The organism is Rheinheimera sp. SA_1, assembly GCF_001669775.1.
In the GTDB taxonomy this organism is placed as follows: Bacteria; Pseudomonadota; Gammaproteobacteria; order Enterobacterales; family Alteromonadaceae; genus Pararheinheimera.
In genome coordinates, this window is record NZ_LXWK01000019.1 from 64,928 (window position 1) to 87,356 (window position 22,429).

Genomic DNA, 22,429 nt, shown 5'->3' on the forward strand with positions numbered 1-22,429 from the left:
AAATGGAAAACAACAACCAGTCAAGGATTTATAAGGCCCAGCGTCAGCGTGAGCTGCTGCAGCACTGGCTGCGGGAATTGCAGACTATCACGGCCATTGATCTGATTTGGATTGAAGGCAGTGTGGCCAATCCGCTACGGGAAAATGCCGGTTCCGATATCGATATTCGTTTTGCGCTGCAAGACAGCGAATTTGACCGGTTATGGGATTCGCAGCGCGAGCTGTTTTTTGCTCCGTTGGGCGAAACTTATTCATTGACGCCGTTTCGCCGGGCAACCCGCAGCGGCATTTTGATTGAAGCCGAAGCTTATAAGACATCGCAACTGGCAGCGTTGCGGGTTTACGACTGGGAAATTCTGTTCAGCCGCCAGCCTGATCTGCTGTCGCCTTTTATCGCCGAGACGTCCACTGGCGGCCAGAAATGGCCAAACAAGGTGCCACTGAATCTGGAGATGGTGCATAAATCCTGCCATGAAATGATGCGCGCCTTGTGTATCGCCTCGACACCGTTTTTCAACCAGAATCCGGCTTCAGCGATCCTGGAGTTGGAGATTGCCCGCGCCAATGTCATGCAACTGATGTACTGGCTCTGTGGCGTATCGGCATTTGCCCGCTCGAAACATCTGGAACAGGTGCTGGCGGCCGATGATATAGAAGATTATTTGTATACCCAGCTTCGTCCGGGGGAGAGCCCGTTTGATCTTGCCGCCGTCGCACGCGCCACTTTACGTTGTTATGAAGTGCAGATCAGGCTGATCCAGGCTTTGTACCAGCACATTGGACAACCGCAGCTTTATCCGCAGCAATGGGTACAGTCCCTATACGATAGCCTGACTACCATGCTGTCGAGCATCACATTGGCCGACTAAAACCAGCAGAGGAATTCCTGGCATGAACAGAAATGAAACCCTAAGAGATCTCTCGTCAGAAACGAGCAGGGTCAAAATAGTACAAATGACCGACTTACCGCAACTGGTGTCCGCCTTTCAACGCAGAAGTCACAGCGTAGGTTTCATTGGGGGCTGTTTTGACGTTTTGCATATTGGTCACATCGAGGTCTTCAGATTTGCCCGCAAGTATGTCGACTGCCTGTGCGTCGTGCTGGATAACGATACTTCGATCCGCAATAACAAAGGGAGCGGCCGGCCGGTGTTCAATCAGCAGATCCGCTCAGAACAGATTGCGGAGCTGGAGAGCGTTAGCCTGGTGACCGTCTGGGACAAGGATATTCCGTCTGATCTGGAGCTCGCCAACCAGCGCTGGCACAGTCTGCTTGAAAGCTGCCGTCCTGATGTGTTGATCACGAATTCGGAAGCGGATCCGTACTGGCGGGAAAAGCTGGCCCGTTGCAACATACTGGGCATGCAGTTTCTTGATTGCCATTTGAAGCGGCTGACCAGCTCGACCGAACTGGTGGATTCGCTCGGGGATAATCTGGCGCAACTCAATTGATTTACGCTGGCTGCCGTCTGCGTTTTGCAATAGTGCGACCAGCGCTGACGCTGTACGCCAGCAGCAGAGACTGCAACTGGCGGCGGTGTCGCAATAAGCCAAAACAATAACAGGGGATAACAATAATGACTAACAATTTAATGGGATTTAACGTCGCTGATTTGGCCGAAGTCGGTGGTCTGCGAATGATGCTGCCGGTTGAGATTGACCCTGAGCAACTGGACGAGTGGCTCAATGATAATGCTGATCACGCCCGGCAGTTGCTGGAACAGAACGGTGCTCTGCTGATTCGACAACTACCGGCGCATGGCAGTAAGAAACTCGAAAAGGTGATGTCGAAGCTGTTCGACGACTCTTTGCTGGAATACAACTTCCGTTCGACTCCCCGCACCAAAATGCGTGGTCGTATTTACACTTCCAGTGAATATCACGCAGATGAAACTATCCTGCTGCATAATGAAAATGCCTACTGTAACGAGTGGGCAATGAAAATCGGCTTCTATTGTGTCAAGGCATCGGAAGTCGGCGGTGCTACGCCTATCGGTGACAGCCGTAAAATTTATCGCGACATTCCGGCGGATATCCGTGACCGTTTTGAACGAAAAGGCTTGTTGTATGTGCGGAATTATGGCGACATCGACCTGCCGTGGACCGAAGTATTTCAAACGACAGACCGCAGTGAAGTGGAACAGTATTGCCACAACAGCGACATTGAGTTTCAGTGGATAGGCCAGAATGGGCTAAGGACCAAACAACGGGCTGGCGTTTCCTATCTACATCCACGTAGCGGTGAGGCCGTCTGGTTCAATCAGGCCCATCTGTTCCATATCTCAAGTATGCCGGAGCAGCATCGCCACAGTTTGCTGGATACATTCAAAACCGAGGATTTGCCACGCAACGTCTATTTTGCAGATGGTGAAGAGATAGATGATCAGTCACTGGATATCATCCGGCAGGTTTATCGCCGGCATGAAGTGGCATTCCAATGGCAGGATGGGGACCTGCTGCTGTTGGACAATATGCTGTTTGCTCACGGCCGCCATCCGTTTAGCGGCAATCGGCGGATCCTGGTTGGTATGGCGACGCCGATGAGCAGCCAAGCCCCGGAGCTGAAAGCTGTGGTCTCTGCAGTCTGAATGCAGACGCATATTGCAACAATACGAGGAGTATCACTATGACGGCCAGCAATCAAAGATTTGTCGATTTCTCAGAGCGTGAATTTGTCAGTGCGATTCACAACTATTATTCCGATTATCTGCCGGAGTTTCTAGCCAAGGTCAGGCTGACCAAATGGCACCACACCAAATGGCGGGGCCTGACGCTGATGAAAGACCCGATGAGTCTGTCTATCTATCAGCAGATGTTGCAGGAGCTTAGGCCGGCAACCATTCTGGAGTTTGGCACCTTCGAAGGGGGTTCTGCCCTATGGATGAGAGATCAACTGGCAGCGTGCGGTATTGCATGTCAGATCCATACCTTTGATATCAACGCCGACCGGGTGCGGCTGCCAGCCTGCGACAACCTGCACTTCCACCAGTTGGACAATCACCAGATAGAGCAGTTTGTAGCAGATCATCAGGCGCTGTTTGACAATCTGGCGCATCCGGTGCTGGTTATCGAAGATGCACATGAAAATGCGGACGGGGTATTGACGGTGCTTGACCACTATCTGCGACCTGGTGACTATTTGGTGGTCGAAGATACGCTATCAATATGGAAACATGACATGCTGAGCCACTTCATCGTTGATAAAAGCTACCTGGTGGATACCCACTATTGTGATCTCTGGGGTTATAACAATAGTTGGAATATCAACTCGATTTTTAAGAAAGTGTAACTAAAGATGTCATTTGATATGTGCGGCATTTTAATGTAATAGTATCAAATTCAACAAACAGCTGAGCAAGGATCCGCCGGTAGCTATGCAGCATCTGACTGAAGGTTTAATTGTTATTAAAAATCTGACGCATCGTTATAACGCTCAGCAATGTGCGCTGAACGATGTCAATCTGACTATAGGCCGGGGGGTGTTCGGGCTGCTAGGTGCCAATGGTGCAGGCAAATCGACGCTGATCCGTATCCTCTGTACTATGATGTCGCCGACTGCGGGAGAAGTCAGTATTTGCAACTACGATCTGCGTCAGCACAGAGATCAGGTTCGGCAGTTGATCGGATATTTGCCGCAGGATTTTGGTGCCTGGCCGAGTCAAACTGTTACAGAGGTGATAGATACGCTGGCGATGCTGGCTGGCATCAAGCACAAAGCCGAGCGGCAGCGGCGTATCGAATGGGTATTGGCAGCTGTCGGCCTTGACGGCGTTGCCGGCCGCAAAATCAAACAATTGTCCGGCGGTATGTTGCGCCGGGTCGGAGTGGCGCAGGCGCTGGTACATGACCCAAAAATTCTGATTATGGATGAACCGACGGTAGGACTTGATCCAGAAGAGCGTCAGCGTTTTAGGCAGTTAATGACCGAACTTGCCGCCGATAGGGCGATCATTTTGTCCACTCACATTGTTTCAGATCTTGGCTCCGCCTGCAGCGATATGGCGCTGATCCACCGTGGAAAGCTTGAATTTCGCGGTACGCCGGCCGACCTGATAGCTGCAGCGGCAGGTGAAGTGTTTGAACTGGTTTGTGATGCCGCCGGCGAAGTGGCATTGACCGAGCAGTTCGAAATTGTTTCCCGCAGCCGTCTTGGTGCTGCGGATGTGTTGCGCGGAGTGGTCAGGCAGGGGAATGCACCAGCAGGGGCTGTGGTAGCCGGCGATATCACGCTGGAAGAAGCGTACCTGGCTTTTGCCATGAAAAAAGAACGGGCAGTGCTGCAGTCATAAGCACCATAACTGAACCGCAATGAACTGATAACTTATTCTCGCGCAAAGGGAGTCATCGTGAGCATCAATTTCAATAACGTATGGGCTTTTGCCCTGTGTGAGCGGCGCCTGACGACCAGGACTAGCCGCTACTGGTCTTTTGTGACGCTTTCTTATGTAATAGCTTTGGGCCTCGTTTTTGTCAAAACCGTCTGGTATACCTTTGGTTCATCAGTTTCCGCCAGTTTGAGCATTGTGTCTCCCCGTTTCAACTTTGCAGACAGCGGCAACTGGTTTTTATTGATTTTTATGACTGGTCTCGTGTTTTTTGCCGCTGACGTGCGTGCAAGAGATGAACGCGAGCGGATCCACGAAGTGTTGGATGCCCGTTGTTACAGCAATCTTGAGCTGATACTGGGGCGTTTTGTCGGCATGCTGCAGGTTGCCTGGCTGCCTCTGCTGATATTGGCCTGCCTGGTGCAGCTAGTGGCCTGGGCGCTGGCTGTGAGCGGTTCTGCTTTCGGTCAGCCGATAGAACCTCTGGCCCTGTTCAGTTTTCCCTTTTTTAATGCTCTGCCGGCAATGGCTTTCAGCTGTGCTTTGGTGATGTTGATATCGATGCTGATCAGACAGCGCATTGTCGCACTGGCTGTTGCGTTGGTATTACTGTTTGGAATCTATGCGTTGTCGTTGGGAAGCTTTTCTTATCCGTTGAAAGCAGCGCTCGATTTGGTGGGAAGCTTTCAGGCCACGCTGAGTTCGGACTGGCTGAGCGCCGTGGTTTATGACGGTTATGGTTATGTTCAAAGGCTGGCGCTATTGTTGTTTGCGCTGGGCTTTCTGCTTCTGTCTGCCAGATTGCACCCGAGGCTGGACAGCGGCAGGGCCTCTGCGATGGTGTGGACGGCGCTGGCCGGGCTTGCGGCAGCTGTTGCATTGTTAATCACAGTGTTCTGGGGGCGGCAGGCGGTGCTGGAAAAAACCGCTGACTGGCTGGCAGCTCACCAGGCGATGCAGTCGCAACCGGCACCGGATCTGGTGCAGCTGAAGGGCCGGCTCGACATCAGGCCGGGGGATGCGCTGTATGCAGAGTTGCAGCTGACGGTGCAGACGCCACAGACGCAACCATTGCAGCAAGCCATTTTTACCTTGAACCCGGCACTGGTGATAGACAAATTGGCCACTGAAGAAGGCTTGGCGCTGCAGTACAGTTTCAGCAATGGCCTGCTGCTGTTTCAACTGCCGCAACAACTGGAGCCGGGGCAGACGCTGACACTGCAACTGGTCTACCACGGCCGGCCGGATGCGCAGTTCGGTTATCTGGACAGCTATCTAAATCCGCGTTCGCCTGGGTCAGAGCAAGCGGTGGCCTTTATGCTTGGGATAGAAAACGGTTTGTTTGACCCGGGTTATGTGGCGCTGATGCCTGGTAATTTCTGGTTGCCGCTTAGTGGCGTTGAGATGGCGGATCAACGCCGGGATCATTTTAAACTGGCGCTGGATGTGACTGTACCAGCTGGATGGCTGACGGCAGGACCGGGTAAACGTACGGAAGTAGCTGCCGACCACTTTCGCTACACCACAGCGACCGAAGTGGCAGAAGTTGCGCTGATGGCTGCGCCATTCAAAGCTTATCGCACCAGTATTGATGGCATTGAATTCGAATTGCTGCTGCATCCTGAGCATACTGGCAATATCAGCGTATTGGCAGCAGGCCAGCCGCAGATTGAGCAGTGGATAGCATCGCGGCTATCTTTGCTGCAAGAGTCAGGGTTGCGTTATCCGTTCTCAGCATTTTCACTGGTGGAAGTGCCCAACGGGCTGCGCGGTTATCGCGGCGGATGGCGCAATGACAGTGCTTTGGCTCCGCCAGCCATGGTGCTGATGAAAGAATCAGCTTTTCCATCGGCTCGCTTTGATTTTGATTCTGTGGTTTCGCTTGGACGCGGCTGGCCGCAAAAAGACCTGAAAGATGGTGTCGGCCTGATAGTGGTCAAGCGGCTACATGAATTTTTCCGCAATGATTTTCTTGGCGGCAATTTGTTTGCCGGTTTTGCCCGTTCCGTTTTCCAGCACCGGCTGGCTGCCACTGGCAACGATGCTGCAGCGCTTGATTACACCATGCATCAGCTAACGACTTTGCTGGTATCGGAGCAGCAGGATTATTTTTTTCCTGCACGTTTGAATGACGTGTTCCGGTTGATGGCCAATACGATGGATACTGATCCGACCCGCGGTACTACTGTCAGCCAACGAATGATCGACTCTTTTGGCACCGATCAGTTTGTCTGGGATGCAGTCTTGCGCCAGCCGTTGAACCAGTTGAACGGCGCTGCTGAACCTGGTTTGACGGCGGATCTGCTGGCTTTGAAAGCGGGGGGGATGGCGCAGATCATTTATCAGGTGCTGGGGCCACGAAAAGCGGGGCTAGTCGTAGCAGAAGTTCTGCAACGTCAGAGCGCCGGCACTTACGACCGTCAGGCATTGAGCGCAGCTGTGCGGGTATTTGATGCCAATCTTGCTGGTTTGGTTGAACGTTGGTATCTGGACAAAGGCTTAGCCGGTTTTACTTCCCGCGATGTTACGTTGTTCAAGCTGCCGGGTGGCAACCACGGCGATGATCGCTATCAATTGAGTTTGACCATCAATAACGAAGAAACAACAGCGGGTTATGCCCGTCTGGCTTGGAAAACGGAAGACGATAAAGAGCCCGTGCTATCCGAGCCTTTTTATGTGCCGGCCGGCAGCAGCGTCGAATATGGACTGACGCTGTCACAATTGCCGCTGGAAGTTTATTTGACGCCTTATGTTGCGCTGAACCGCCAGCAGTACCTTGTCGCGCGTTTCTCTCCGGAGCAGGTGAAAACAGCTGAGATTGTGGCCTTTAGCGGCGTCCGGGCCACTAAGCCGGTTCATCATGATGCATTGCGGATTGTGATGGATGACCTGTCCGCCGAAGTCAGCAATAGCAATAGTCAGGCCGTCGGCATGCGTTTGGCCGGGGACGGTGCTGATCTGAAACGCGGCATCAATATCGATAACGGCTTGCCGGTTTCGGTCAATTGGGATGCCAGACAGTGGAGTCGGCGCACTTTGGACAGTGCCTGGGGGAAATACCGCCGGACTTTAATCTACGTTGCCGCCGGGCAGGGTCATAGCACTGCGGTGCTAAAAGCGAATTTGCCGCAGGCAGGGCAATGGCGGTTGGAAATTCACATTCCGGATGTGGCGCCTGTTCGACAGAAAAAGCTGGGTGCTTTGTCACTGGAGCTGGTTGCGGCTGGCCAACGTATTCCACTGACTTTCGATGGTAATAATGCTGCTTTTGGCTGGAATGCTGTTGGCGAGTTTGCGCTGCCCAAAGGTGAGGTGGAAATCATGCTGTCAGATAAAACCAGCGGCGAGCTGATGATTTTTGATGCGATGGCATTACATGGCAAAGACCCGCAGCTTGTGCAGGCACAAGCTGCGACGACGGACGCCAAATAAGGGAGATAAATTCGTGGTGTTGTCAAAACTACGGCTACTGGCAGCCATGTTATTGAGTTCATTAATATTGTTCGGATGTAAGCAAGAAGCGGCGCAGCCTGGGGTTGAGTTTAAGGCACCGGTAACGGTCGCCGATGTCAAGTTGCAAACGATTGAAGAACATGTAATTGCAACTGGCACGGTACGGGCCGTAGAAATCATCAGACTGACAGTACTGAACGGCGGGCTTTTGCATATTGCCAAAGGGCCGCACGGCCGTTATGCGGAAGGTGACAATGTTGCCGCCGGGGAAGTTATAGCCAATATCACCGGTGAAGAGATCCGTATAGCACTGAAACGCCAACTTGCCGAACAAAAGTTACAGGAAGCGAAGGTCAAACTGGATGCGATTCGGGCATTGTTTGCCGAGGAACTGAGCTCGGCCACGACATTGGAGCAGACCAAATCGGAATATGAAACAGTCAAGCTGGAGCTGGAAACTTCTATTTTCCGTGAGAACCGCAGCAAAATCAGTTCACCGATAGATGGTGTCATTCTGCGGCTTGGTCGTGACCAGGGCTTGCCGATGGCTAATGGCCAACTGGTTGAACCTGGGCAATTGATAGCGGAAGTCGCTTCGCTGGATACTGTGGTCGCTGATGTCGATTTGGTGGGTAAGGATATTGCCCGTGTTTCACCGGGTTTTAGTGTCAACGTCAAATACTACGCCTGGAAGAATCAGAATTTTCAAGGAACGGTGCAGCGGCTGCATCCGACTATCGATCAGCAATCCAGAGCATTAAAAGCGGAAATTGCGGTCAAAAATCCCGATCATTTGTTGAAACCCGGCATGTTTGTGGAAGTCGCCATTGTCGCGAACCGACGCGAAAATGTGCCTGTTGTACCGCAACAGGCAGTGACCCGCAGAGGCGGCAGGGAAGTGGTGTTTGTGCTGAACGGCCAACGTGTGGAGCAGCGTTATGTGGAACTGGGCCTGCGCAGCGACAATATGGTGGAAGTGACGCGGGGGGTTGGCAATGGCGAACAAGTGGTGGTGCTTGGTCTTGAAACGCTGACCGACAAGATGCCCGTACGTATTTCGGTTAACAGGACGAGGTTGCTGTGATCAAGGAACTGGCCCGAATGGCCACCATGCGCCCTGTCGCTGTGTCAGTGCTGGCTCTGGTGATCAGTGTTGTCGGCTATTTTTCTTGGTCTCAACTGACTATCGACCTGCTGCCGGACTTGAAAATGCCGACTGTGCTGATTTCGCTGGAATCGGGCAACCGGCCGGCGGAACAGATGGAACGGATGTATGGCGAGCGGATCGAGCAGCAATTGTTTACGGTACCGGGCCTGCAGTCGATTGAACAGGTGGTCCGCAACGGCAAATTGATCTGCCGGGCTTCGTTTAGCTGGGACAGCGATATTGACTTGGCGTTGGTAGACGTCAATCGGGCTGTTGCTTCGCTGGCGGCAGATCCGCAAGTTGACGAAATCAAAGTCCGCCGTTTTGACTCACTGCAGCTACCGGTGATTACGTTGGGGCTCAAAGCACCTGAAGGGACAGATTTGGCAGAATTGCGCTTGCTGGCAAAGCGTCAGTTGGCACCAAATCTTGAACAACTGCCAGGGGTTGCTGAGGTTCGAGTCAGTGGTGGTCGCGTCAAGCAGGTGCAGGTGCAGCTTGATCACAGCAGAATGCGTGCTTATGGCATTACGCTGGCGCAGGTAGGTAAGGCAATAGCTGAACATAACATCGATTTCGATGCCGGCACGCTGGAACAGCAGAACGAAGTATTTCTGGTGCGCGGTCGGTCAAGGTTCTTCACGCCGCAGGATGTGGAACAGGTTGTACTGAAGTTTGTTGAATCGGACAATCTTGATGTCAGAGCCGTCAATGTCGGTGATATTGCGGACGTTGTCGTCAAGGATGCCAATATTACTTCGCTGGTCAGGGTCAATGGTGTCGAAGGGCTGGGATTGTTCATCTACAAGGAAGCGCAATCTAATACGGTCGAGGTGGCTGAGCGGGTAAAAGCGGCGCTGACGACGCTGAATCAAAGCATGCCGGGTCTGGAAGTTTCTGTGGTGTCCGACGAGGCGGCATTCATCGAGGACGCCGTCAGCGATGTCAAATCGGCAGCACTGACCGGCATTGTCCTTTCGGTGCTGGTGTTGGTGTTTTTCCTACGCAGCATCGGCCCTATCGTCATTGTCAGTCTGGTGGTGCCGGTATCTCTGTTAGCCACAGTGTTTGTGATGGATCTTACCGGTTACAGTCTGAACCTGATTACGCTGGCCGGGCTGGCGCTTGGCGCCGGTATGCTGGTGGCCAATGCGATTGTGGTCATTGAAAGTATTTTTCGTTGCAGTAGCGCCGGCGACAGCCCTGAGCAGGCTGCCTATCATGGTGTCGCTGCTGTCGGTAACGCAATAGTTGCCAGCACGCTGACGACCTGCATCGTGTTTCTACCGGCTCTGTTTATTGATGGACTGGCATCAAGGCTGGTTGCCGGCATTTCGCTGACTGTCGTGGTCTCGTTATTGGTTTCGTTGCTGGTGGCTATTCTGTTGGTGCCGGCTTTGTCGGCAATCTTTATGCGCAACCAGAGCATTCCGCTGGATCCGGGGGCCGACCGGGTCGAACGCTGGACTTATGCTTTACTGGGCAAGCCGCGCAGAGTGCTATTGTCGGCGGCTTTGCTGTCGATTGCGGCTTTCTTCGCTTTGCTGGGGCTGGGCAGCGAGTTGTTTCCGCCGCAGGACCCCCGGCAGATCACGGTTAAATTGACAGCCCCACCGGGACAACGTCTGGAATCCACGGTCGGTAATGTCGCCAGTGTCGAGGCCATTATGGCGCAGGCGGCAGGCAGGCTGGACGCAGTGATGTCGGAGATCGGTGATATCGAACAGGATGACCGGGTCATCCGGGAAGATTACCGTGGTGAAAATACTGCTGAAATTCGTTTCAAACTACAAGAAGGTGAGCAAAGCCGAAACGAACTGATAGCTGCGGCGATGCCAGCGCTGGAACAGTTGTATGGGACTGACATCGACTGGTTGCTGGCCGGCGGTTTTCTGACCGAAGCTTTTGGCGAACAAAATGGCGGCTTGCGAGTAGAGCTGGCGGGTCAATCGCTGGAAGGGCTGCGGCTGGCGGCGCAGCAACTGAAACAGCGCATGCAGCGTTCCAGTCTGCTTTGGAATGTGCAGACATCTTTTGATGGGGCGCCTGGCGAACTGCATTTGCAGTTGAACCGCCAGGTTGCAGATAGTCTGGGGATTGATGCTCAAACAGTCAGCGATGCCGTTGCTGCGGCGCTGGACGGCCTGAAAGTGACCAACTACCACACAGGCGATGAGACTCGCGATATTACGTTGGTGCTACCCGATATTGATGCCGAGCGTCTGCTGAACTTCCCTATCAGCGGCGAATCGGGTCGGTTGTTTACTGTCGGTGATGTCGCCAGATTAACAGAGGCTCCCGGCGCCAGAGAAATATTGCGACGGGATCAGAGCCGTATTGCGGAGGTCAGGGCTCTGGTTGCGACAGGGCATGCCAATCCGGCTGCTCGCGCCGAATTGCAGCAGATCCTGACAACAACAGAATTACCGGCCGGGATCCGGGCCAAATTGGCCGGCCAGGAGCAACAGCGGTTGGAAACCACTGCAGAGCTGAGTTGGGCGGCAGTGCTGGCATTACTGTTGGTGTTGATGGTATTGGCTGGCTGTTTTGAATCCGTGCTGGCGCCACTGGCAATTTTACCGGCCATTCCACTGGCGTTGATCGGTGTTGCCATCGTGCTGGTGCCTGTTGGCGAACCTATTGGTGTAATGGCCATGCTTGGTTTTGTCGTGTTGATCGGTGTTGCGGTCAATGATGCGATTTTACTGGTGCAGACCACCAACAGTTTGCGCGACGAAGGGGGAGATTACAGGTCCATCTTGGCGAAAGCGGTGCGCATCAGATTAAGACCTATCATCATGACCACATTGACGGCCGTCTTCTCAATGCTGCCATTGGCGGTGGATGGCGGCGCCGGCGCCCAGCTGCGCAGCCCGCTGGCCTGGACTATTATCGGCGGCGTAATGGCTTCGACATTGGGTTGTTTGACTGTCACACCTTGCCTGCTGTTGCTGCTTGAGCGATTGCGATTGCGTTACAAATCCCCAGCCGCGGTGGCGCATGAGCCAGGTTGATGTAAGGACGCCCCTGACCGCATGGAGCATCCGGCGTCCTGTTGCGACTGCGATGCTGTTTCTGGCCATTGTCATGGTGGGGTTTTATGCCTGGCTGAAAATCCCGGTTGAGTTGGTTCCGGCAGTGTCTGGCGATCAGCTGTTTGTGCGCTTTTACCGTCCCGGTGCTGACCCGGAGGTGGTGGAGCGGGATATTCTCAAACCGTTGGAATCCAGAGCCAGTCAACTGGCTGGAGTCGTCAGGACCTGGGCGCAAATCAACGGCAGCGAAGGCAGTTTTAATATCGAGTTCGAGCCAGGCAGCAATTACCGCGTCCGCGAGCTGGAGCTGCGGCGTCTGGCCGCATCTTTACAGCGGGAGCAACCGGAAGGCAGCCAAATCAGGGTGTCCAGTCAGGACTCTACGGCATTGTCCCGCTTTGTGCTGAGCATTCAAGTCATTGGCGGTGACGATATCAATGTGATCCGGGAATTAGTGGATAACAGTATCAGACCACATCTTGAAGCGACACCGGGCGTCGGCCGCGTTTTGGTCTTCGGTGGAGCTAGGCGTGAACTGACCATCAGTATCGATAATGACAAGGCTGCTCAGTACGGCATCACAGTCAATGAAATAACTACAGTGCTCAGAAAGGCGACGGACGGACAACAATTGCTGGGTGGTGTGGAAGTATTCGATCAACGTTTGTTGCTGGTGATAGACCACAGGCCCGAGACTATCGAAAAGTTAGCGGAGCTGCAGATTCGACCGGATTTGCCGGTGCGGCTCGGTGAACTGGCGGACATTTCGCTCGGTAATGAACCGAGACGTACCGTCTCCAAAGTCAATGGCGCTCAGGCTGTATCTTTGATGATATTACAACAGCAGGATGGCAATCTGATTGAGTTGGGAGCCATGTTGCGTGCCAGATTGGCGGCCTTGTCGACCGAATATCAACCTTATGGCATTCGCTTCCATGTCAGTTTTGATGCTGCCGAGAAGGTGGCGGAGCAGCTTTATTATCTGAAGCATTTGGCATTGTCGGGTTTCTTGATTGCTTTGCTGGTGTTGACACTGTTTGTCAGAGACCTGCGAGCGGCCGCTGTAGTTGCCAGCGCGGTGCCGGTCAGTTTGCTGGCTGCAGGCGCCATGTTGTATTTGGGCGGCTACAGTTTGAATATTATCACTTTGTTCGGTCTGGTGATCGGTGTCGGTATGCTGGTCGATAACAGCATTGTCGTTTATGAAGCGGTGCAGAGAAGCCTGGAACGGGGGACTGCACCCGAGCAGGCGACGATTTTGGGGGGGCGCCGCACCTTGCGTGCGATTCTGACCGCCAGTGCCACCAATGCGGTGGTGTTTCTGCCGCTGTTGTATATCAAAGATATGCCCGTACTGGCGACGAATCTGTTTAGCAATATAGTGCCGGCCATTTTATATCCGTTGCTGGCTTCGCTGTTGGTTGCCATCGGCCTGGTACCATTGCTGACTTATCGTTTTGTGGCGCCGTTGACGCGCAAGGAATTGCAGCGGGCGACGGTGCAGAGATTGCATTCGGCTGATGCGGCGTCTGGCAATGTCGTCAGGGAGCTGTTTTGCGGGTTGCTAAAAAATGCGATGCGCCAGCCTGCCGCCTTGCTAGCCGGGGTTATCGTTAGTTTGTTGCTGACACTAGTTATTGCCTTGCCCTGGGTGTTGGTTCAGACGATGTCGCAACAGCAGCAAGAGCAGCAACAACTGCGGGTTGAAGTGGAGTTGAATACCGGCGGCTCGCTGGAAGCGGCCAGCAGAGTGTTTGAACAATTGGAGTTTGCAGTACTGAATCTTGAAGGCATCAGCACGGTGGAAAGCAATCATGATGAATTGCAGGGCTCATTAACTATCAATCTGCTGCCGGCGGAAAAGCGTCCGCCAGAAATGAATGCTAGCCGGGTACACAGAGCCATCAATGCGGTGGTTGAGCAGTTGGGCAATGTTCAGATCAGGCCGCTCAGCACGCTTTCGACTAACGATGAGAATAGTGAAAGCCTGACGGATCAATCGTTGCAAATTGGCATTGCCGGCCGCGATATGCAGCAGTTGAACCTGATGGCCAAGCAGCTGAAAGAACGGTTGGCGGCCATCCCTTTTGTGGGTTCGGTTAACCTGCTACAGGGGAATGCCGTAGCTGAATTGCATGTGGTTGCAGATCACAGAGCCATGTCGGCATACAGGCTGCTGTCGGCGGATGTGTATGCGACGCTATTTGGGCTTGGCCGTGAAGGGGTGCGTCTGCCGCACGCGTTTCTGTTGCCGGACGATTCGGAAGTGCCATTGGTGATCAGACGGCAGGAGAAGCCGCTCAGTGATGTGACACAGAGCATTGAAGATTTGCCGTTGCATACCGGCAGAGGCGTGATTATGTTGGGAGACCTGGTTCAGACGGCACGTAATATCCCACCGCAGACCATCAGTCACTATAATGGCCGTCGTGAAGTTCGGCTGGCTTACCGGTTGGATGATGATGCTCCTGTGTCTGGTCCGGAGCGGTTCGATTTGCAGCGGCAGATAGACGAGGCCATTGAGGCGGTCTACCAGCCGCCGGGTTATACCATTGAAATAGTTAGTTCGGCCGCTAGTCAGGACTGGCTTAGATTGGTAATGCTGCCGGCAGTGCTGTTGCTATATGCGTTGCTGGCTATCGCTTTTGAATCGCTGATGCTGCCGCTGTTGATCCTGATAGCGGTGCCGCTGACCATACTGGGGGCTGTCTGGGCTTTGGTGCTCAATGGGCTGGGACTGGATATGATGGCTGGCCTTGGCGTGATAGTACTGCTCGGCTTAACGGTGAATCCTGCCATTTTGATTGTCGACAGAATGCAGCAGAAAAGGCGCAGTAGCGATTATTCTGCCGGTAAAGCAGCTATGTCGGCGGCGGTAGAGCGGGTCAGGCCAGTACTGATGACGACTTGTACGACAGTCGCCGGCTTGTGGCCGTTGGCGCTGTCAAAAGGGCATGAACTGGAGTTGTGGCCGCCATTTGCCACAATCGTGATAGGCGGGCTGACCGTCTCGACCCTGCTGACTTTGCTGGTGCTGCCCATCGGTTATGTGCTGCTTAGCAGGCTTGAAGCGAATCTGCGCTTGCTGGGCTGGTGGAAACTGGCGGCGGTGGCGCTAGCGGCCGCTTGTGGGGCGCTGTTGCCATATGCAGGGCAGCTTTACACCGATGTCTATTGGGGTACAGCTTTGTTTTGCGCTTTATTTGCGCTGCTATGTTATGGCTGCCTGGCGCTGCACGGCCAACCAGGCTTGACGCCGCCGGCAACTGGTTCCATGACAGTTGAAACACGCTATCTGAGCAAAACTTACAATATGCCGGGACCCTTTGCCAAAGCCTGGCATAAACATCAGTTGCAGGCCGCTCGAAGTGGTCGTGCCAGTGTTGCTGAACTGAAACAACGAATGATGGTCGCCGCACCGTTAGTTGCTGGTGCCTGGTGGTTGACTATCAGTTTGCAGACTGCGTTCTGGCATGTTTGTTGTGCGATGCTCAGTGGAATACTGAGTTGCCGGTTACTGCTGCTGTGTCGATCTTTATGGTGTTTGTATCGGGGTGATACGACCAAAGATCAGGGGCTATTTGCCAAGCGACTGTGGGTGGTGATGCCCTGGCTGGTGCTCAGCATGTTGTGGTTCTACGGTAACGCCAGCCAGGTTTTGCTGGCCGCTGCAGCGCTGATGGTCTTGCTGCTGCAGTCGGGCAGAAGAACGGCCCGGCTTTGCGCGCGGGGAGAACTGCCGCGGGATCCCGGCGCAGGTCTTGTCAATGCCGTCCGCCGTCAGTGGCGCGGCAGCTGTATGGTGCTGTTTTCATTCGGCTTGTCAGACCGTTCCTTTACCGCTTTGTATGCGCTGAGTGTCACCATCAGGCCGGGAATGACCGGTGTGCTTGGGCCGAATGGGGCAGGAAAAACGACGTTGTTCCGGCTGCTGTCGACAGTGCTTGGCAGCACCTGCGGCACTATCTATTACGCGCATTACGAGAAGCGTACGCTGGGTCAGGCTATTGCTCAACTGGTCGGTTTCTTGCCGCAGGAATTCGGTTTGCCAGGTCATCTGACTGCACGGGAGTATCTGGAGTACTTTGCTATTTTATATGGCATTGGCAATAGAGCGCAGCGCAGTGCCAGAGTAGAGGAACTGCTTGATGAGGTTGGGCTGGCAGACAAGCAGCATGACTGCATCGCCTCTTATTCCGGTGGGATGCGTCAGCGGGTGGCTGTGGCCCGGACGCTATTGAATCATCCTCCGGTCATTCTGGTGGATGAACCTACCGCCGGACTGGACCCGCGTGAGCGGATCCGTTTTAGGAATTTGTTGGCTAAGTTAGCTAAGGACAGGGTTGTGTTGTTTTCGACTCATGTGGTTGAAGACGTTGCCGTAGCCTGTGATCGTGTTCTGGTGATCAAAAACGGTCGGTTGCTGTTTGACGGCAAACCGGTCGAATTGATGGTAATGGCGCAAGGCAGGGTCTGGCAGCTCAGATTGCCGCAAGTGCAGGCACATGCCTTTGAACGTCAGCATCATGTGATTGTCAGTCAGCCTGAACCGAATTATATGATGAAGCTCAGAGTGATGGCCGACAGCCAACCTCATCCGTCGGCTGAGCTTGCTGAGCCGACGCTGGAAGATGGTTATCTGGCGATCTGTCAACAACATGCGAGGAGCTGAGTTTGTCTAGAGTAGCTGATGGGTTGACCTTAATCCGGTTGGCGTTCCGGTTGCAGCTGGGGAATCGCTTCTGGCTGGTGCTGCCAGTGCTGCTATTATGGCCGTTGGGCAATGTATTGCTGCTTTTGGTCGGATGGCGGCAACAGGCCTTTATCGGTGCCGACGTGCAGAACTATCTGACCGGGCTACCGCTTTATTGTCTGGCTATCGGCTGCGGAGCCAGACTGATTGCCAGCGAAGCGGAGAAACGCACTATTGAGGTTGGTTATACGGTTCCTATCGGGATCAGCACCATATGGTGGGCGAAATATACTGCGATAGCTCTGTTGCTGAGCGCAGCGCTATTGGTGTTATGCACCTTCAACTGGTTGTTTCTGACTGAAATACCACTGATGGCAGTGGCAGGAGCCTTGCTTAGTGCGATGTTTTACCTGAGCTTGTCGATGTGGTTTGGTGCCTGGTTCAAAAATGAGTTGCTGGCAGGCATGGCCAGTGTGGCCGTGTTGATTGTTAATCTGAATAACACTGGTAGCAAATGGTTGCCGCTGTTCAACCCGTTGCAGCAGGAGCAGTTGGGGGCAGTTCAGCTGCAGGCACAACTGCTGCATAACTATCTGCTGCTGCTGGTGTTGATCTTATGTGTCGTCAAACATGCGCATTTGCTGGCGAATAATAGAGAGCGCATGCTGAACTAAGTTGGCTGACGTTCAGGTGTCGTCGGACAAAATAATTCTGCATTGCCGGAGCATAGGGCTGAATTCACATCATTCCTGCTAAGCAGGCCATTGTGCTTTAGCATTATTTTGTCTGTTAATGCTGTGTTGTGCGGGTTGTGACAGGCTTGAATTTAGCATTATTTTGTTCGACAACATCATGCTTCAGGTCGGCACTAGATCCGCACTGTAGGCCGGCAGCAACATCGGATAGTTGCCGAGATCTGTATGGAATGTCGGCATTATCATTGAGATGCCAACAGCATCAGGCACCGCCAGCCAACAGTTCGATGCGGTACTTGCATTGGCAAGCCGGTGCTGCCTTTATTACAGCCGACAGCCGGAGCGACGACGGACCAGCCGCTGCACACCTACATGAGCACTGATTCACACCTAACCAATCTGCTTGAAGACCGGTCGTCGTGAAGCCACTATGCCTCGCGCGCAAGGAGATGCAGTGTTTGGCGGTGACAAAGGTGAACGCGCATACATTATGGCTCGCGTGCACGGAGAGCCGCAGCGCAGCCATTATCACGGCCAAGCTGCAACCCGATGAGCGAGCCGATAGCTGTTGAGTTATCGGGCCGTTGGCCACTAGCCCGGCGATAACCGCTAATGAGAGGCTAATAACATCATGCCGATCACTAATTTTCTTCCCGCGCTCACAACGTCTTTCTTTTACTCTGCCTGATCGGCATGCGTCAAGTTTGCACCTTGTTTTCGCATCGATTCACCCGTTAGGGTCACCCTCACTGCTCTGTTGATCAGTCGATCTAAGATCACTTCTGCGAAGGTTGCTTTACCGATTATGCGGTACCATTTGTCTACTGGCAGTTGGCTCTCGACCATCGTCGACACTCTGCCGTTCCGGGGGTCGATGATTTCGAGCAGGTTACTGCGCTCACCGGCATCCAGCATTTCCATGCACCAGTCGTTCAGGGTTAAGATCGCGACCTGATTGAGCTGCTCCAGCAGTTTTGGATAGCTGCCGTCGGCTAGCGCCAGTCGCATTTCCTTCAGCAGCGTTTTGAGCCGGTAATACCGCACCGCCATGTCTTGGCGGATAAAATAACGGCCAAGCGCACAGGCTAGATAACTTTTGCCACACCCTGCGGCACCTGTTAACAGCAGGTTCTGCTGATGGCTTTACCAGTGTCCTTCCAGTAATTGCCGGATCTGCGCTTTGGTAAAACCACGACTCGCGCGGTAATCCATTTGCTCCACCTGACCGGCTAGCCTGAATCGGGCTTGCTTCTCTAACCTGTGGATTTTTCTTTGTTCCCGCGTCACCAATTCATGGCTCAGCAGTAACTGCAGCCGCTCTTCGAAGCTCATATCTCTGATAGAGAGTTTCTTGTTCTTGTTGTTGGGTCAGCGCTTGTTTCATGCCGTTTAAATGCAGCTGGCTTAGTTGGTCATCAACGCGTAATTGCATCTGTATCTCCTTGTGTTGGTTATGTTTAATGGAAGTATCCTTCGCCATGGACGTTGTCGTGGCTGATGGACTACAACGGATCGTGTTTGGTTTGGCTGATGGATTGGCGTTCAAGACCGTTTTTGAGCATGGTGCGGATGTTATGCAATCTGTTGGCGCCGGTCAGATAGCCACGTAAACAGGCGGCTTCCAACCACTCTTTGCCATAAGTTTTTGCTTGGCCTAACATCGCCAGACATGGCCTGACCGCTTGCGCCGGATGATCGGGCTGGCGAATAAATTCATGCACCCAATGGCTGGTGTATGGACCGATTGAAGATGCCCAGCTCAGCAAACGCTCTGGTGACCATTCCAACATGATCTGATGATTGGCTGGTATATCTGCAGGCTCGCTACTGTGCTGACCTTTACGCTAGCTACGATTGTGCTCAGCCACAGCTTACTGCCGTGATAAAACACCACTGTATGCGCGTTCACATGGGCTTCAATTCGCTTGTCCTGCAAGGTGTAAGGTAATGTTTTTCTATATCAACGTGTTAATCCTTGCCGACCAATACTTGTTTGACGAAGGTGTACTAATAAGGTTGAGCCGGCAACGGTTTTAGTGCTGGTACGTCTAATTGAGCGAACGACGACGCACGGCTGCCCGGGATTTTCTGCAAGGGTTTTTGGTGCAGCCGTACCAGCAACCCGCTAATCCGTTGATTCAGTTGCGTCAGACTGTGGAACACTTCATGGCGCAGCACGGCTAAGATCCAGCTTGTGACAATTAGCACACAGACTTCAGCTTTAGACTTGTCCTTGGGTTTGCGCGATCGACGTGCCGAAGTGAACTGCCAGCATTTGTTAAGTCGGGTTCACGTCAGGATCGGTGTTGCGTGCCACACTGACGGCGCTTTTTAAACAACCCGGCACCACTAACTGCGGCACTCCGCCAAAAAATTCGAAGGCGTGCTCGTGGCTCATCACCCAATCTTCCAGCTGCTGGGTGCGGGTTGCTTCAGCGAAGGTGAAATTGGAAACGCCCAGCACTGCCACAAACACCTGTGCCTTGTAGAGAATTTTACCGGTATGCGGGTCGACGATCTGCATCGTTTGGCCGCAATAATCGATAAAGAGTTTTTCACCGACGTTATACGTTTGCCGCATTGAAGGCTGCAATACGCTGGCCCACTCTTTTTACAGACGGCAGAAGTAGTTATAGCTGTAATGATCGGTGCCAGTGCGCTGCGCATATTCCTGCCACAACAGCACCAGCGTCACGCCTTTGTGGCCAGGTTGTTTCAGATTTTGATGAACTACAGCCCAGTTTGGGATAGGTTTATGCTGCTTTTTATACATGGGTTGGGTATTGAGGAAAGAGCGCTCCAGTGTGTCATCCGTCCAGAGTTCGCTCAGCGGCCAGGTCTGGATCCCAAGCTGGGCAGCCCGATGGTATAATAGGACACGGTACTGGCGGAGACATTCAGGCTAAGCGCGATCTGCCGGTGTGTCATTTTTGCCTGGTATTTCAGGCGAAGAACTTCTTTGAGTTTTCTCACAGTAATTGGCCTCGCAGACATGCACTTTCCTCAGGATTGAATGAGCAGAAAGTGCGCGTTTAACGAAGCGGGGAGATAATGTCACGCAATAACATCCATGCCGATCAGGGTTTACCATCCCAAGGTAAAAGTGATCGGCTTGCGATGTTATTGAGCGATTAGCGTTGATGTTATTACGTGATCGGCATGAATGTTATTGGGTGATCGCCATGCGTGAAAATACGCAAATAAGTCCCATCTGGCAACCAAACGACGATTGTTGGTTCAAATTGGTTGAAAATAGCGCCTCCGTCTGGAATATACTGCAAGCGCAAGTGCAGCACAGCGCCGGCAACGCCAATTTCGGCACACAACTGTCGTCGACTTTTCGGTGGTTAGCTGGTCGGGGATGATGTATTGCTGAGTGAGCCAAGATGCTGTCAGCGGGTCGTCGGAAGACTCGCCACTGACAGCTTATTGCAGCAGTTGATATTATTGACTCCAGCAAACAGCTGGAAGAAGTCAGAGCTGAAAAATTCGGCGGCCATTCATACGTTCGGCCGGGATGCCGATTTCGCGGCACACTTCAATCATTCTGTTCGACTCCAACAACTGCTTGGAGTTTTCCTCGTATTCCAATCCCATAAAGTACTTGAACCAGGGTTCGAGGCCCAGCGCATAGATGCAGACAGCTTTAGGCTTCAGTATCGCGACGACGCAAAATGCCTGCTGGCAGTCTGAACCGTCAAGGCGACGCGAGTCTTTGATTGCCTTAGGGACCATTTTGGAATGTAACGCTCCATAGAGCCAAGTATAGGGAGCCCCGACACATTCCATGCCGATAGCATAGATGTCGATATCAGCCAGCACATCGGCCATGTGGCGGTATAAATTGATATCCGGGTTGGCGGAATCAGCGCCGAAAAAACACTTTTTACCTGCCAGCTCGATAAGCCAGGCCGTTTTGCTGCGGACATTCAGGTCGCCATGCTCGCCGAGAAAAGGGATACTGGTGATCTTGCCTGCGGGCAGCGGAATCTCATCCAGCTCATCGACTTCGATGACATCAAATTGCAGTTGCTTTAATAACAACCGGATGGAAGGGTCGGCTAAGGTACCACCATTGTTTTTCGGTACAATTATCTTGCCTGTTTTATAACGCAACTGGAGCAGCGTCTCAAGATTGACATGGTCCTGGTGATTATGAGTTAGCAGGATATAATCGATTTTTGGCGGCAATTCGCTGAAGCTGAATGTGTCGCCGGCGTACTGCGGACCGCGGCTGGCGATGACCGGATCTATCAATATTGCCACGTGCTGGCTTTCGATCAGAAAGCCGGCATGGCCGGTGTATTGCAAACGAACACCTGTGTTGACCGGCTGGTATGGGACAGCAGGCGCGGTGTCGCTGAACAGTTCCCGGTAGTCGAGCCCACCTTGAGTATTCAGGCCGTGAAATAGTGCCTGGATTTCTGCTTCTTTAAGCGGGATTTCCCGGGCCCGGCATAACTGATCTACAAAAGCGTTGTTGTAGTCAATGCCGATTTGCAGATGGTTTTCATCCGGCAGCCGCGGTGTGCTGAGTACAAAAGGTCTATCATGTACCCGTGAAATCAGGCCGAAGGACAAGCTCTGCAGCTGTGGTCTGTAAAACCGGCTCTTATATAACAAAGGTTCGATCAGTCGGTAGGAAGGGCGGTGCTGCAAGTCCATGCAGAGCTCGACATAACCGCTCAGCTCAGAGGGAACCTGTGCGTACAAAGCTTCTATAGTCTGACCGCTGGTGTGCTGGGCAAGTAGCTCGTCCAGTTGGTTGATGGCTTTGGACAACTGCACAAGCTCGGCGCAATCGGTATCTATTTTGGTTAGCAGGCGCTGAATGTCTTCAACCTGTTCTGCACTGCAGTTAAGAAATTCCCCTCCGGTGACGACCGCTTCCTTGGCCGCGCTGATATGCAGTTCGTAATTGTTAACAAACGACATCATAATACGCTTATGGGTATTGACGATGTAGCGGGCGCCGGTCACTGGCGGCAGCAAATAAGACCAGGCATACCATTGATTGAACAGAGGCTCGAAATAAGCATCTTCCTTCAGATAAAACAGCTTTTCGCTCATTGGTGTTTTCC

The 22,429-nt window shown here is 53.0% G+C and carries 11 protein-coding genes and 2 pseudogenes; 10 read left to right on the forward strand and 3 right to left on the reverse strand.

Annotated features, from left to right (window positions below; genetic code table 11):
• Positions 1-2 precede the first annotated feature (2 nt).
• From A5320_RS19480 to A5320_RS19525, 10 genes are all read left to right on the forward strand, one after another.
• Complete coding sequence (locus A5320_RS19480) at positions 3-869, forward strand: hypothetical protein (RefSeq protein ID WP_068069186.1); 867 nt, start codon at positions 3-5, stop codon at positions 867-869.
• A 22-nt stretch (positions 870-891) separates the two neighbouring features.
• Entirely contained in the window at positions 892-1,452 is a 561-nt protein-coding gene (locus A5320_RS19485; protein ID WP_082971920.1) for an adenylyltransferase/cytidyltransferase family protein, read from the forward strand.
• Positions 1,453-1,577: 125 nt separating this feature from the next.
• Positions 1,578-2,588, forward strand: a complete 1,011-nt coding sequence (locus tag A5320_RS19490) for a TauD/TfdA family dioxygenase (protein ID WP_082971921.1) — start codon at positions 1,578-1,580, stop codon at positions 2,586-2,588.
• Positions 2,589-2,626: 38 nt separating this feature from the next.
• Positions 2,627-3,289: a CmcI family methyltransferase gene (locus A5320_RS19495; RefSeq protein ID WP_068069195.1), complete on the forward strand. Its 663-nt coding sequence runs from the start codon at positions 2,627-2,629 to the stop codon at positions 3,287-3,289.
• A gap of 85 nt (positions 3,290-3,374) precedes the next feature.
• Positions 3,375-4,289, forward strand: a complete 915-nt coding sequence (locus A5320_RS19500; protein ID WP_068069201.1) for an ABC transporter ATP-binding protein — start codon at positions 3,375-3,377, stop codon at positions 4,287-4,289.
• 288 nt (positions 4,290-4,577) lie between these two features.
• Positions 4,578-7,757: a hypothetical protein gene (locus tag A5320_RS19505; RefSeq protein WP_157606117.1), complete on the forward strand. Its 3,180-nt coding sequence runs from the start codon at positions 4,578-4,580 to the stop codon at positions 7,755-7,757.
• A 13-nt stretch (positions 7,758-7,770) separates the two neighbouring features.
• A complete protein-coding gene (locus A5320_RS19510) occupies positions 7,771-8,862 on the forward strand; it encodes an efflux RND transporter periplasmic adaptor subunit (RefSeq protein ID WP_068069203.1) in 1,092 nt (363 codons plus the stop codon).
• Between the two features lie 17 nt (positions 8,863-8,879).
• A complete protein-coding gene (locus A5320_RS19515; protein WP_068069205.1) occupies positions 8,880-11,939 on the forward strand; it encodes an efflux RND transporter permease subunit in 3,060 nt (1,019 codons plus the stop codon).
• The gene (locus tag A5320_RS19520; RefSeq protein WP_082971923.1) at positions 11,926-16,632 is read left to right on the forward strand and encodes an efflux RND transporter permease subunit; all 4,707 of its coding nucleotides are present in this window, start codon (positions 11,926-11,928) and stop codon (positions 16,630-16,632) included. Before A5320_RS19515 ends, A5320_RS19520 begins: the two co-directional genes overlap by 14 nt.
• A 2-nt stretch (positions 16,633-16,634) precedes the next feature.
• Positions 16,635-17,327: a hypothetical protein gene (locus A5320_RS19525; protein WP_157606120.1), complete on the forward strand. Its 693-nt coding sequence runs from the start codon at positions 16,635-16,637 to the stop codon at positions 17,325-17,327.
• A 696-nt stretch (positions 17,328-18,023) separates the two neighbouring features.
• Here the strand turns inward: A5320_RS19525 and istB are convergent.
• The 3 genes and pseudogenes from istB to A5320_RS19550 all read right to left on the reverse strand — a co-directional run bounded on the left by istB (position 18,024) and on the right by A5320_RS19550 (position 22,418).
• Positions 18,024-18,780, reverse strand: a pseudogene (gene istB, locus A5320_RS19530) (IS21-like element helper ATPase IstB).
• 70 nt (positions 18,781-18,850) lie between these two features.
• Positions 18,851-20,342 (reverse strand): annotated as a pseudogene (istA, locus tag A5320_RS21815) (IS21 family transposase).
• Positions 20,343-20,822: 480 nt separating this feature from the next.
• Positions 20,823-22,418, reverse strand: a complete 1,596-nt coding sequence (locus A5320_RS19550; RefSeq protein ID WP_068069219.1) for an MBL fold metallo-hydrolase — start codon at positions 22,416-22,418, stop codon at positions 20,823-20,825.
• Positions 22,419-22,429 lie beyond the last annotated feature (11 nt).